Genomic DNA, 13738 nt, shown 5'->3' with positions numbered 1-13738 from the left:
GCCGTCAGGGTGTCGTTTCGGCCAGGACGAAGGTCTCGGGCGGCAGGTGCGCGGCCCCACCGTCCAAGGTGGCCGGAGCCCAGGCGAGCAGCTCCTTCGTCGCCCCGAGCGGCAGCGTGACCTCGCCCGGGCCGAAGTTGCACGCCAGCCGCAGCCCGCCGCGCCGCAGCACCAGCCACGACCCGTCCGGCGCGGCGTCGATCCGCAGGTCGGGCGTCCACGGGTCGGCCAGCTCGGGCCGCTCGCGGCGCAGCCGGATCAACGCGCGGTAGAGGTCGAGGACCTCCCGGTGCTCCGGCTGGTCCACCTCGGCCCAGTCGAGCCGCGAGCGCTCGACCGTGGCCGGGTCCATCGGGTCGGGGACGTCGGTCTCGCCCCAGCCGTGCCGGGCGAACTCGCGACGACGTCCGGTGCGGACCGCCTCGGCCAGCTCCGGGTCCGGGAAGGAGGCGAAGAACTGCCACGGCGTGCTCGCCGCCCACTCCTCCCCCATGAACACCATCGGCGTGAACGGCGAGCAGAACAGGATGGCCGCGCCGCAGGCCAGCCGGCCCGCCGGCACGGTGGCCGAGAGCCGGTCGCCGGCCGCGCGGTTGCCGATCTGGTCGTGGTCCTGCAGGTAGGCGAGGAAGCGGTGGCCGGGCACGCTCCGGGTGTCCACCGGCCGGCCGTGGGTCCGCTCGCGGAACGACGACCAGGTACCGGCGTGGAAGAAGACGTCGTGGAGCACGCGCTGGAGCGCGTCCGGCGCGGCGAAGTCCGCGTAGTAGCCCTCGTCCTCCCCGGTCAGCCGGACGTGCATCGCGTGGTGGAAGTCGTCCGACCACTGGGCCTGCAGGCCGTAACCACCGCGCTCGCGGGGCGTGACGAGCTTCGGGTCGTTGAGGTCGGACTCGGCGATCAGCGTCAGCGGCCGGTTCAGCGCCGTCGACAGCGTCTCGACCTCGACGGCGAGCTGTTCGAGCAGGTGGACGGCCCGCCGGTCGAGCAGCGCGTGGACGGCGTCCAGGCGCAGCGCGTCCAGGTGGAAGTCGCGGAACCACGCGAGCGCGTTGTCGACGACGTACCGGCGGACCTCGTCCGAACCCGGCCCGTCGAGGTTGAGCCCGGGTCCCCAGTCGTTCTGGCCGGCGAAGTACGGCCCGAACCGGTCGAGGTAGGCACCGGAGGGCCCGAGGTGGTTGTAGACGACGTCGAGCGCCACGGCGAGGCCGCGCGCGTGCGCCGCGTCGACGAACCGCTTCAGCCCGTCCGGCCCGCCGTAGGGCTCGTGGACCGCGCCCCAGAGGACGCCGTCGTAACCCCAGCCCGCGGTGCCGTCGAAGGAGTTCACCGGCAGCAGCTCGACGTGCGTGATGCCCAGCTCCACCAGGTGGTCGAGCCGGTCGATCGCGGCGTCGAAGGTGCCGCCGGGGGTGAAGGTGCCGATGTGCAGCTCGTAGACGACGCCGCCGGCCAGCTGCCGCCCGTGCCAGGCGTCGTCGGTCCAGTCGAACTCCGCGTGGTCGTAGACGCGGGATTCTTTGTGCACGCCGTGCGGCTGCCACCGCGACCGCGGGTCCGGCAGCGGCTCGTCGGAGTCGTCGATCAGGAAGGCGTAGTTGATGCCCTCGGCTTCGGCGGACCACCAGCCGCCCTCGCCCCGGGTCATCTCGTGCACGTCGGCGTCGACCCGAACGCGGACGCGCTCGGCCGACGGGGCCCACACGGTGAACGTCATGCGTCTCCTCGCACGAGCAGGGCCACCGGGTAGCGGCCGAACAGCGTGGCCACGTCCGGGGTGGCGTCGCGGCCGGTCAGGACGTCGGTCCAGACGCCGTCGGGCAGCGGCAGGACGGTGTCGCGCCAGCCGCCCGCGGCCGCGAGGCCGATCGGCAGCCGCGTCACGGCGACGACCAGGCCGGGGCTGCGGGTGTAGGCCAGCACGTGGTCCGCGGCGACGCCCTCGGCGCGCAGCGGGCGGTAGCCGTGGAACAGCGCGGGGTGCTCCTGACGCAGCTTCAGCGCCTTGTGCGTCACCAGCAGCTTCGCGGCGCCCGAGGCGTCGATCTCCGGCTGCTCGCCGTCGATGACCCGGGCCAGGATCTCGCGGCGGGCCGCGTAGTCGACCGGACGGCGGTTGTCCGGGTCGACCAGCGAGAAGTCCCACAGCTCGGTGCCCTGGTAGACGTCCGGGACGCCCGGCGCGGTCAGCTGCACCAGCTTCTGGCCGAGCGAGTTGCTCCAGCCCGGGCCCTCGATCCGACCGACGAACTCCGCGACGTCGGCGGCCAGTTCGGCGTCGCCCATGACGTCGTCCGGCCAGGCCGCGACGGCCTTCTCGAACTCCTCGTCGTGGTCGGTCCAGCTGGTGCGCAGCTTGGCTTCCTTGGCCGCCTTGTCGAGGTAGTCCCGCAGCCGGGGCGGCTCGATCGGCCAGGTCGACACCAGCGTCTGCCAGGCCAGCAGGTTGAGCGACGGCTCGGCGATCCCCCGGCGCGCGGTCCAGCGGCGGACGGCGTCGGCGAACTCGCCGGGCAGCTCCGCCAGCACCGTCGCGCGGGCCCGGGTGTCCTCGGACCGCTTGGTGTCGTGGGTGGTCAGCGTGGTCATCGCGGCCGGGTGGCCGGCGTCGCGCGCGGCGGCGAGGCGGTGGAACTCCTCGACGTCCAGGCCGAACCGGTCCGGGTTGCCGCCGACCTCGTTGAGCGCGGCGAACCGGGTGTACCGGTAGAAGGTGGTGTCCTCGGTGCCCTTCGCGACGACCATGCCGGACGTCTGCTGGATCCGGGTGGCCAGCTCGCCGTCCGGCTCGGCGCGCACCTGCGTGTCGAGGGCGTCCAGCGCTTCACCCAGGTCGGGCCGGGCTTCCCGGGCCGCGGCGATGGCCGTCGCCCAGTGCTGTTCGCCTTCGGGCAGGTAGGAGCGGTAGACCGGGAACGCCACCATGGTCTCGGCGACGGCTTCCCGGGCGGCCTCGACGTCGCCGAACCGCAGCAGCGCCGCGATCCGCCGGACCTCGGCGACCAGGATCCGGTCGGTGACCAGGCGGCGGGCCTCGGCCTCGACGTCGTGGTAGCCGGTCCGGACGCCGAGCTCGTCCGCCAGCGCGGTGTACGCGGGCTCGGCGGCCGCGTCGACGAAGACCCCGGCGATCTCGCGCAGGGCGTCGTAGCCGGTGGTGCCGTCGACCGGCCAGGTCTGCGGCAGCGGCTCGCCCGGGTGCAGGATCTTCTCCGCGACGATCCACGCGCCGGGCGCGTTCTCCCGCAGCCGCCGGAAGTAGCCACCCGGGTCGGCGAGGCCGTCCGGGTGGTCGACGCGCAGGCCGGTGACGTCGCCGTCGGCGACCCAGCGCAGCACCTCGCCGTGGGTCTCGGCGAACACCACCGGGTCCTCGACGCGGACCGCGGCCAGGTTCGTGATGTCGAAGAACCGGCGGTAGGTCAGCTCCGCGTTGCCCCGCCGCCAGCCCACGAGCCGGTAGTGCTGGCGTTCGTGCACCTCCTGCGGCGTGCCGTCGCCGGTGCCGGGCGCGATCGGGAACCGGTGGTCGTAGTAGCCGAGCTCGTCGCCTTCGACGGTCAGCTCGCCGACGGCGTCCTCGTCGCCCAGCGCCGGCAGCAGGATCGGGCCGCGGTCCCAGTCGACGTCGAAGAAGGCGGCGTGCGCCGAGTCGCGGCCGTGCGTGAGCACGTCCCACCACCAGCGGTTCACCTTCGGCGTCTCCACCGACATGTGGTTCGGCACGATGTCGACGACCAGGCCGAGCCCGGCCTCCCGGAGCCGCTTGGACAGCTCCTGGCGGGCTTCCTCGCCGCCCAGCTCGGGCCGCGCCCTGGTCGGGTCGACGACGTCGTAACCGTGGGTCGAGCCCGGCGTCGCGTCGAGCACCGGCGACGCGTAGAGCGCGCCGATGCCCAGGTCGCGCAGGTAACCGGTCAGCTCGGCGGCGTCGGCGAAGGTGAACTCCGGGCGCAGCTGCACCCGGTAGGTCGACTCCGGAACCGTCATTCCGTCTCCGTCCGCTGCAGCACGATCAGGGACCGGGCGGGCAGCGTCAGCTTGCCGCCGCCCTCGATGGGCTCCGCGTCCGTGGGCTCGACCTCGCCGGTCGCGGAGTCGACGACGATCGTCCACGCCTCGCCGTAGCCGTTGCCCGGCAGCGTCGCGTCGATGTCCTCGTGGTGCGCGTTGAAGGCGAGCAGGAACGAGTCGTCCTCCACCGCCATGCCGCGCGGGTCGAGGTCGGGGATGGCCTTGCCGTTGAGGAAGACCACGACGGCCTTGCCGAAGCCGTCGTCCCAGTTCTGCTCGGTCATCTCCTCGCCGGTCGGGGTGAACCAGGCGATGTCGCCGAGCTTGTCGCCCTTGCCGACCGGGCCGCCCTGGAAGAAGCGGCGGCGGCGGAACACCGGGTGCCGGTGCCGGAACGCCGTCAGCCCGCCGGTGAACTGCACCAGGCCGGCGTTCTGCTTGGCCAGCTCCCAGTCCATCCAGGCGAGCTCGGAGTCCTGGCAGTAGACGTTGTTGTTGCCCTGCTGGGTGCGGCCGATCTCGTCGCCGTGCAGGATCATCGGCACGCCCTGCGACAGGATCACCGTGGCGAGCATGTTGCGCTGCTGGCGGATGCGCAGCTCGTTCACCTCGGGATCGTCGGTCTCACCCTCGACACCGCAGTTCCACGAGCGGTTGTCGTCGGCGCCGTCGCGGCCGTCCTCGCCGTTGGCCTCGTTGTGCTTGTCGTTGTAGGACACCAGGTCCCGCAGCGTGAAGCCGTCGTGCGCGGTGACGAAGTTGATCGAGGCGAACGGGCGGCGGCCGTCGTCCTGGTAGAGGTCCGACGAGCCGGTGATCCGCGACGCGAACTCGCCCAGCGTCGAGGGCTCGCCGCGCCAGAAGTCGCGGACGGTGTCGCGGTACTGCCCGTTCCACTCCGTCCACAAGGGAGGGAAGTTGCCGACCTGGTAACCACCGGGGCCGACGTCCCACGGCTCGGCGATGAGCTTGACCTGGCTCACGATCGGGTCCTGCTGCACGAGGTCGAAGAACGTGGACAGCCGGTCGACGTCGTAGAACTCCCGCGCCAGCGCCGAGGCGAGGTCGAAGCGGAAGCCGTCGACGTGCATCTCGGTCACCCAGTACCGCAGCGAGTCCATGATCAGCTGCAGCGTGTGCGGGTTGCGCACGTTCATCGAGTTGCCGGTGCCCGTGTAGTCCATGTAGTACTCGGGCGTCCCCTCGACCACGCGGTAGTAGGCCTCGTTGTCGATGCCGCGCATCGACAGGGTCGGCCCGAGGTGGTTGCCCTCCGCGGTGTGGTTGTAGACCACGTCGAGGATCACTTCGATGCCGGCCTCGTGGAAGGCCTTGACCATGCCCTTGAACTCCTGGACCTGGCCGCCCTCGCCGGGCATCGCCGCGTACGCGTCGTGCGGCGCGAAGAACCCGATCGTGTTGTAACCCCAGTAGTTCGTGAGGCCCTTCTCCTCCAGGCCGTGGTCGGAGACGAACTGGTGCACCGGCAGCAGCTCCACGGCGGTGACGCCGATCTTCTGCAGGTGCTCGACCACGGCGGGGTGGGCCATCCCGGCGTACGTGCCGCGCAGCGCTTCCGGCACGAACGGGTGATTCACCGTCATGCCCTTGACGTGCGCCTCGTAGATGACCGTCTCGTTGTAGGGCCGCCGCGGCTGGCGGTCGTTGCCCCAGTCGAAGAACGGGTTCGCCACCAGCGAGTACGGCACGCGCCCCGCCGAGTCGGCGTCGTTGCGCTCCTCCGGGTTGTCGAACTGGTAGCCGAACAGTGATTCGTCCCACTTCACGCCGTGCGAGACGGCCTTCGCGTAGGGGTCGATCAGGAGCTTGTTCGGGTTGCAGCGCAGGCCGCGGCTCGGGTCGTGCGGTCCGTGCACGCGGAAGCCGTAGCGCTGGCCGGGGCCGACGTTGAGCAGGTAACCGTGGTGGACGAAGCCGTCGACCTCTTCGAGCGCGTGCCGCGACTCGTTGCCTTCGCCGTCGAACAGGCACAGCTCGACCTGCTCGGCCACTTCGGAGAACAGGGCGAAGTTCGTCCCGACTCCGTCGTAGGTGGCGCCGAGCGGGTAGGGCGTTCCGGGCCAGGGCCGCACTGGTGTCTCCTCGAGCTTCGGGTGGTACCGGGGCGTCCGCACTCGCGGACGCTCATCACAGGGGGTCGTGCGCTGCCGTATACCCGTTATCCGGGCAACGGACGCGCCGCGGCCAGCGGCGCCACCGCGGCGCGCACTCCCCTCGCGGTGAAGAAGCCGTCGACGCTGACGGGAAGGGGAATCCGCCAGTTAGGGTACTGGTCGATGGTTCCCGGCAGATTCGGCTGCCGCACCTGGCCCGCGACGTCGGCCGGCGAGGTCAGCACCAGGCGGGACGCGGCCGAGGCCAGCAGCGTGTGCAGCGCGACGACCGGGTCGTCGTCCGGGATCCCTTCCCGGGCAAGGAGTTCCCACAGGGCTTGACGTTCCTCCGCGGCGGCCGCGCGTTCGGCCTCGACGCCGCGGTCCAGCAGCCCCAGCTCGGCGCGGACCCGGACGTGCTCGGCGGCCAGCCAGCCGGCCACCGTGGGCAGGTCGTGCGTGGAGATGCTGGCCATCGCGTCCGGGTCCCACTCCGCGGGCGGGGTGAACGGCTTGCCCGGCTCGTCCCAGTCGCGCTGGAACCACAGCACGGCCGAGCTGAGCATGCCGCGCTCGTGCAGCGTCTCGGTGACGACGTCCTCGACCGTGCCGAGGTCCTCCCCCACGACCACCGCGCCGGCGCGGTGCGCTTCGAGCGCCAGGACGCCGACCATCGCCTCGGCGTCGTAGTGCACGTACGTGCCGCGGTGCGCGGGCTCACCCGGCGGGATCCACCACAGCCGCCAGAGCCCGGCGATGTGGTCGACGCGGATGCCGTCGGCGTAGCGCAGCACGCCCCGGATGACGTCCCGCAGCGGCGCGTACCCGGCCTCGGCGAGCTTGTCCGGCCGCCACGGCGGCAGGTTCCAGTCCTGGCCCTGCTGGTTGAAGGCGTCCGGCGGCGCGCCGACCCGCACGTCGGCGGCGAAGACGTCGCGCCCGGCCCAGGTGTCGGCCCCGCCGGGGTGCACGCCGACCGGCAGGTCGTGCACGATCCCGACGGTCATCCCGGCGTCACGCGCGGCGCGGCGGGCCTCGGCCAGCTGCTCGCGGCAGAGGTGCTGGAGCCAGACGTAGAAGCCGACGCGATCCTTCAGCTCTTCGCGCGCTTCGGCGACTTCGGGGCCGGCCGGGTCGCGCAGCGGCTCGGGCCAGTCCCGCCAGTCGGCGCCGTGCTGCTCGGCGAGAGCGCAGAAGACGGCGAAGCCGCGGAGGTCGTCGTCCTCGGGCAGGTCTTCGACGCGGTGCGGCCAGAGCAGCTCGAGCGCGGCGCGCTTGGCCGTCCAGACGGCGTCGTAGTCGATCAGCTCGCCGTCGCGGTCCGGGGCCAGCGAGCGGACGGCCTCCTGCGTCGCGTCGTCGGCCCGCTCGAAGGTCTCGGTGGCGGTGACGCGCAGGTAGACGGGGTTGGCGAACCGGCGGCTCGCCGGCGAGTAGGGCGAGCGCTCCACGGGGTGGGCGGGGCTGAAGGCCTGGACCGGGTTGACCAGCAGCACGCCCGCGTCGAGCTCGGCGGCGGAGCGGGCCGCGAACGTCGCGAGGTCGGCGTAGTCGCCGATGCCCCAGGAGCCGGCCGAGTGCAGGGAGTAGAGCTGCAGCATCCAGCCCCAGGCGGGGTGGACGGCGGGCAGCTTCGCCGGGACGACGGCGAGCACGACGTCCTGCCCGTCGGTGACCACGCGGTGCCAGCCCAGCGGCAGGTCCGCCGGCAGCTCGCCCCGCACCCGCCGGCGGGTGCCGTCCTCGAGCACGACCTCGGCGTCCGTGCCGAGCGCCCGGGTGACGCCCTCCCGGACGACGATGGTCGGCGGCAGCGCGCCCGCCGGCCGGGCATCGCGCACGGCGGCCAGTGCGGCGCCGATCGCGTCCGCGCCGGTCGCGTCGACCCCGAACTGCCGCAGCACGGCGACGACGACGTCGTCGTCCACCTCGACCCACACCTGGTCCGAGTTCTCGTACCGGGTGGCGATGCCGTGGGCGTCGGCGAGCTCGTGCAGGGGGCTGCGGGCGGGGCGGTCTTCGGGGGGCGTCTCGGGGGGCACTGGCACAGCATTCCGGTGCCCGGCCGTTCGCGCCATCCGCACCCGCCGACATCACTCGGCACCGGCGGCGGTTGCTTCCTGCCGATCTGCGAAAAGGCTCGTGACCTTCTAACTTCTCTTCATGGGTGTGCGGAGAACGTTGAACGTGGACGAGGTCCTGAAGCGCCAGGACTCGGGTGAGCTCAAACGGCGGCTGCGCGGCCGCGACCTGATCGGGTTCGGCATCGGGATCATCATCGGGACCGGCATCTTCACCCTCGCGGGCGTCGAGGCGAAGACGCACGCCGGGCCGGCGGTGACGCTCTCGTTCGTGCTCGGCGCCGCCGTCGCCGGGCTGGCGGCGCTCTGCTACGCCGAGCTCGCGTCGAGCGTCCCGACGGCGGGAAGCGCCTACACGTACGCCTTCGCCACGCTCGGCGAGATCTTCGCCTGGATCATCGGCTGGGACCTGCTGCTCGAGTTCGCGCTCGGCGCCGCCGTGGTCGCCCGCGGCTGGTCCGGCTACCTGGCGAACCTGCTCGGGCTGTCGCCGGACTGGTTCGGCGAGGACGCGAAGGTCAACGTCGGCGCCGTCGCCATCATCGCCGTGCTGACCGTGGTCGCCGTGCTGGGGATCAAGGAGTCGGCCTGGCTGACTAACCTCCTGGTGTGCGTGAAGGTCGCCGTCTGCGTCCTGGTCCTCGCCGTGGGCCTGTTCTTCGTCAAGGGCTCGAACCTGACGCCGTTCATCCCGACGGCGAAGCCGCCCGAGGGCGGGTCGAGCGTGCTGGAGCAGCCGATCGTGCAGGCGGCGCTCGGCCTGGAGCAGTCCGTGTACGGCATCGCCGGCATGATCACCGCCGCCGCCGTGGTCTTCTTCGCCTACACCGGCTTCGAAGCGCTCGCGAACCTCGGCGAGGAGACGCTGAACCCGAAGAAGGACCTGCGGGTCGGCATCCTCGGCGCGCTGGCCGTCTGCGCGGTGCTCTACATCGGCGTCTCGATCGTCCTCACCGGGATGATCCCCTTCACCGACATCGACACGGGCGCGCCGCTGGCCGACGCGTTCGACAAGGTCGGCCAGCACTGGGTCGGCGCGCTCATCTCGCTCGGCGCGGTGACCGGCCTGACGTCGGTGATGATGGTGGAGCTGGTCACGATCGGCCGGATCGGCTTCGCGATGGGCCGCGACGGCCTGCTGCCCAAGAAGCTCGGCACCGCGCACCCGAAGTGGGGCACCCCGCACCGGATGACCATCGGCGGGGCGGTGCTGATCGCCGTGCTGGCCGCGTTCATCCCGATCTCCGAGCTGGCCGACATGGTGAGCATCGGCGCGCTGTCGGCGATGATCATCGTCGCGGTGGCCGTCCCGGTGCTGCGCCGCCGGCGACCCGACCTGGACCGGCCGTTCACCGTGCCGTTCTCGCCGGTGATCCCGATCGTCGCGGCGGCGGCGTGCTTCTACCTGATGCTGAACCTGAACGTGCTGACGTGGATCCGGTTCGCGGTCTGGCTGGCGCTCGGGCTGGTCATCTACTTCACCTACGGCCGCCGCCACTCCCGCTTCGCGCCCGGGAACGCCGACCGTGATCCCGACGTCAATCCCACGAAGACGGAGTGAGGCCCGCGGCGCGGACCGCCTCGCGGGCCACCGCGGCGCGGTCCGCGTCGACGACCACCAGTACCCCCAGCCCGGCCAGCGCCGCCGTGAGCCATTCGAGCGGCTGGTCGTGGATCCCGTTGTCCCCCAAGGATGGGTAAGTGTCCACAACGGACACCAGGGTTCCTTCGGCACCGATCCGGACACCCGCCAGGAGCACGAAGTGGCCACCCGGCGGCCGCCACCGCGACGTCCACAGTGGCGGGACGCCGGTGTCGAGGTAGTCGAGCAGCGCGCGTTCGGGGGTGTCGTCGGCGCCGAGCTCCGCACCGTCGATCCGGGCGATCACCGCGACGCGCGACAGGTCCCACAGCCCGGCCAGCAGAGCGAACAGCGACTCGGTGGTCCACTCCCCCGCCGCCGGCACCGCGGTCAGCGCACCGCCGGACAACGCCCCCACGGCCGTCGCCAGCGCGGACACCCGCGTACCCGCAGCGAGCGGATCGCCGACGACTCTCGGCGGCAACCGGAAGCCGGTCCGCCCCGGCTCGCCCGGAGGACGCACCGCCGGCCCGCGAACGGTCCCCGCGGCCGCCGCGACGGCGTCCTGGTCGAGCACGTCCACCCCGGCCGCCCGCAGCGCCGCGAGACCGCAGAACGCCGCGGCCAGCCCGTCCTTCTGCGGCAGCTCCGCCTGGGCGACCGCGGCCAGCCGGGCCCCGCCCGGCAGCCACCGCACCCCGGACAGGTCGAGCTGCCCGCCGTCGATCCCCGAAGACATCGATCCCCTCAGTAGCCTCCTGCCGCCGGACACGAGTATCCCCGGTCAGCGCCGATGACGGCCAGCACGATCCGGCGCCCATCGGCGGAGCTGCCGGCCGAGCGGCCCGCAACGTCGGCCTGATCAGCTCAGCCGGGCTGCTCGGCGACCAGCCAGCACAGGCAGAACGGGTGCCCGGCCGGGTCGGCGTACACCTGGTAGTCGTCTCCGGACGGGTTTCCGGCGGCCGGCTTCAGCACCGTCGCGCCGAGGGCCGTGACCTGCTCGTGCGCCTCGGGGAAGTCCTCGACCCACAGGTCGAGGTGCACCTGCTGCTTCGCCGGGCCGTCCGGCCACTGCGGCGGCGTGTGATCGGGGGCGAGCTGCACGCCGACCCGCGGGGCGCCGGCCACCAGCACCATGTGCCAGTCGCCGTCCTCGTCCACCTCGCCGTCGAGCACGCCCGCCCAGAACCGGCTCTCGGCCGCGAGGTCCGCCGCGTCGAACGTGACCACCTGGTGCTTGATTCGCATGGCCGGGAACCTAGCCCGGCGGCTCCGGGGACGGCCGGGAAGGGGCCTCACGTCGCCGCAGGGCCACGCCGGCCACCACCGCCAGGGTCCCCAGTGCCTCCGGCAGGGTCGGCACCTGGTGCAGCAGCAGGAAGCCCGTCACGCCCGCCGTCACCGGGAGCAGGGCCAGCAGCACCGCGAACCGGGCCTGGCCCAGGCGGCGCAGGACCACCTGGTCGAGCGCGTACGGCACCACCGTCGACAGCACGCCCACGCCGATGCCCAGCAGGAGCATGCGTGGCGAAGACCACACTTCTCCCGTGCCGAACGCCAGGGGCGAGAGCACGACCGTCGCCGCGGCGAAGCCGATCGCGAGGCTGTCGATGCCGTCGCCGTCGGTCGCCACCCGCTTGCCGATCAGGATGTAGCCCGCCCACGCGGCCGCCGCGGCCAGGGCGAACAGCACGCCCAGGGCACTGCCGGACAGCCGGACGTCGGCGATCGCCACCACCCCGGCGACCACCAGCAGCAGGGCCAGCACGTCGCGCCGGGTGCGGGAGCCCGCGGCGGCCACCACCACGGGCCCGGCGAACTCCAGCGCGACGACCGTGCCCAGCGGGAGCCGGGCGATCGCCTCGTAGAACAGCACGTTCATGCCCGCGGTCACGATCCCGAAGACGCACGCCAGCAGCAGCCGCCGGCCCCGCCAGGCCGCGCGCGGCGGCCGCCGCCAGGCCAGCAGCACCACCGCCGCGCCCAGGCACCGCAGCCAGGCCACCCCGGCCGGCGTCGCGTGGCCGAAAAGATCGACCGCGATGGCCGCTCCGGCGTACATGGAAATTCCGCTGAGAACGAACAACAGCGGGGCGGGTACCGCGGAAACCTTCCGGACCGGCGTCAAGGAACTCACGACTCCATGGTGCCTGACCACGGAAAATGTGACTCTCCGGGTAATCCACTCCTGCATTGCGGGATCCCGCTACGACATCCGGGGTAAATCGACGTGACTCGGGTCCCACCGGCGCGGGAACACTTGCGGGCCGCGAAACGTCTGGAAGAGTGGAAGCACGAACACCGCGGAGCCGGAGACGATCGCCGTAGCCGACATCAGTCCGAAGTGGGCGTAGCTGGATCGATGGCACCGGGCAACCGGTGCCGGGACGGAGGGAGACCCCCATGACAACGCCGACGCTCACCCGCCCCGAACTGACCGCCCTCGACCGCTGTGACCGGTGCGGGGCCGCAGCTCAGGTACGCGCCGTCCTCAAGGGCGGCGAGCTTCTCTTCTGCGGGCACCACGCCCGCGAGCACGAGGCCAAGCTCAAGGAACTGTCCGCCGACATCCAGCGGTAACGACCTAGACACACGCGAAGGCGGTCAGTGCGCACAGGCACTGGCCGCCTTCGTATTTCTCCAACCGGCACAGTCGACCGGCACAACTGCAAGTTGCCGATTGCCGCGCCGGAAATCACGGACAGGCCTCGGAATGCCGTGATTCCGGACACGAAACCGGACAAGAAGTCAGACAGAATCCAGCACGACTTCGAACGCGACTTCGGCGGCGCCCAAGAGCTTCACGTCGGCGCCCAGTGCCGAGCTGATGATCCGCGTGCCGCCGACCGCCCGGCTCACCAGGCTGCGCCGGCGCACCTCCGCGCCGACGTGCCGCAGGACCGCCTCCGGCAGCACCGTCAGCAGGTCGCCGAGGATCACCAGCTGCGGCCCGAGCAGGTTGACGACGTTGATCAGCCCGAGGGTCAGCCACTCGGCGAACTCCGCGAGCCGCGTCATCGCCGCTTCGGAGTCCCGGCCGAGCTCGCGCAGCTCGAACAGGATCGCGCCGCGCGGGGTGTCTTCGGCCAGCCCGAGCGCCCGGCACAACGCGGCCTCGCCGACCTCGGTCTCCCAGCAGCCGCTGCTGCCGCAGTAGCAGGGGCGCCCGCCGGGCCGGATCACCATGTGCCCGATCTCGCCGACGTAGCCCGCGCCGCCCCGCAGGGCCGCGCCTTCGGCGATGACGCCGCCGCCGACCCCGACGTCCGCCGAGATGTACACCATGTCGGAGGACCCGCGGGCCGCTCCGCGCAGGTGTTCGGCGACCGCGCCGAGCTCGGCGTCGTTGCCAACCAGGATCGGGATCTGCAGGACACCGCCCAGCCGCTCGCCGAGCGCGACGTCGGTCCAGCGCAGGTTGGGTGCCTCGTGCACGTACCCGTCCGCGCGCCGGACGACGCCCGGGACCGACACCCCGACCGCCACCGGGCTCACGTCGAGGTCGCCGGCCAGGACGGTCGCCGACTCGATGACGTGGGTGATGACCTCTTCGGGCCGGTTCATCCGGCCCCGCAGGTTCCAGCTGTTGCGGCCCAGGATCTGGCCGCCCAGCCCCACGAGCGCGATCGCGACGTGCTCGACCTGCAGGTCGACCGCGAGCACGACCGCCGCGTGCGGCTGGGGCAGGACCAGGAGCGAGGGGCGGCCCGCCCCTCGTCCCGGCCTCGGCACCTTCTCCTCGACGACACCGGCTTCCGCCAGCCCGTCGACGAGGGTCTTGATCGTGCTCCGGTTGAGCCCCAGCTCGGCGGCCAGGGTCGCCCGGGTGCTCGGCCCGCCGACGTGCAGCAGGCGGAGCAGGGTCGTGCGGTTGTGCCGGCGCACCTCGTCCGGTCGCGCGACGGGTGAGCTGGACACGGGCTTGATCATCCCATGCTGGT

At 72.4% G+C, this 13738-nt stretch carries 10 protein-coding genes; 2 read left to right on the top strand and 8 right to left on the bottom strand.

The features are described from left to right. Positions 1 to 4: 4 nt before the first annotated feature. The 4 genes from treZ to malQ all read right to left on the bottom strand — a co-directional run bounded on the left by treZ (position 5) and on the right by malQ (position 8173). The gene (gene treZ / locus MUY22_RS26245; RefSeq protein WP_247063532.1) at positions 5 to 1720 is read right to left on the bottom strand and encodes a malto-oligosyltrehalose trehalohydrolase; all 1716 of its coding nucleotides are present in this window, start codon (positions 1718 to 1720) and stop codon (positions 5 to 7) included. Continuing rightward, positions 1717 to 3993 carry a malto-oligosyltrehalose synthase gene (treY, locus tag MUY22_RS26240; protein ID WP_247063531.1) on the bottom strand — a complete coding sequence of 759 codons (2277 nt, stop codon included), beginning with the start codon at positions 3991 to 3993 and terminating at the stop codon, positions 1717 to 1719. The genes treZ and treY overlap by 4 nt, the downstream gene beginning before the upstream one ends. Beyond that, positions 3990 to 6110, bottom strand: a complete 2121-nt coding sequence (glgX, locus tag MUY22_RS26235) for a glycogen debranching protein GlgX (RefSeq protein ID WP_247064129.1) — start codon at positions 6108 to 6110, stop codon at positions 3990 to 3992. Before glgX ends, treY begins: the two co-directional genes overlap by 4 nt. A gap of 86 nt (positions 6111 to 6196) precedes the next feature. Continuing rightward, the gene (gene malQ / locus MUY22_RS26230; protein WP_247063525.1) at positions 6197 to 8173 is read right to left on the bottom strand and encodes a 4-alpha-glucanotransferase; all 1977 of its coding nucleotides are present in this window, start codon (positions 8171 to 8173) and stop codon (positions 6197 to 6199) included. Positions 8174 to 8318: 145 nt separating this feature from the next. Here malQ and MUY22_RS26225 point away from each other — a divergent pair, with 145 nt between their 5' ends. Next, positions 8319 to 9773, top strand: coding sequence for an amino acid permease (locus tag MUY22_RS26225; protein ID WP_247064127.1), 1455 nt, complete (start codon positions 8319 to 8321; stop codon positions 9771 to 9773). On the opposite strand, the gene MUY22_RS26220 is transcribed toward MUY22_RS26225, so the two are convergent. From MUY22_RS26220 to MUY22_RS26210, 3 genes are all read right to left on the bottom strand, one after another. Further along, the gene (locus MUY22_RS26220; RefSeq protein ID WP_247063523.1) at positions 9751 to 10533 is read right to left on the bottom strand and encodes a hypothetical protein; all 783 of its coding nucleotides are present in this window, start codon (positions 10531 to 10533) and stop codon (positions 9751 to 9753) included. The two genes, MUY22_RS26225 and MUY22_RS26220, sit on opposite strands and share 23 nt — an antisense overlap. Before the next feature lie 128 nt (positions 10534 to 10661). Then, on the bottom strand, positions 10662 to 11045 hold the full coding sequence (locus MUY22_RS26215) for a VOC family protein (protein ID WP_247063521.1): 384 nt from the start codon (positions 11043 to 11045) through the stop codon (positions 10662 to 10664). Positions 11046 to 11055: 10 nt separating this feature from the next. Beyond that, positions 11056 to 11859 (bottom strand): DMT family transporter, encoded by an 804-nt coding sequence (locus MUY22_RS26210; RefSeq protein ID WP_247063520.1) that lies wholly within the window; start codon positions 11857 to 11859, stop codon positions 11056 to 11058. Between the two features lie 341 nt (positions 11860 to 12200). Here MUY22_RS26210 and MUY22_RS26205 point away from each other — a divergent pair, with 341 nt between their 5' ends. After that, a complete protein-coding gene (locus tag MUY22_RS26205; protein WP_247063514.1) occupies positions 12201 to 12377 on the top strand; it encodes a hypothetical protein in 177 nt (58 codons plus the stop codon). 168 nt (positions 12378 to 12545) lie between these two features. Here MUY22_RS26205 and MUY22_RS26200 read toward each other — a convergent pair whose 3' ends face one another. Then, positions 12546 to 13727 carry an ROK family transcriptional regulator gene (locus MUY22_RS26200; protein ID WP_247063512.1) on the bottom strand — a complete coding sequence of 394 codons (1182 nt, stop codon included), beginning with the start codon at positions 13725 to 13727 and terminating at the stop codon, positions 12546 to 12548. Positions 13728 to 13738 lie beyond the last annotated feature (11 nt).

Source organism: Amycolatopsis sp. WQ 127309 (assembly GCF_023023025.1).
In the GTDB taxonomy this organism is placed as follows: Bacteria; Actinomycetota; Actinomycetes; order Mycobacteriales; family Pseudonocardiaceae; genus Amycolatopsis.
Note: the sequence above shows the minus strand (reverse complement) of the source record. Positions and strands in the feature narration are given on the sequence as shown.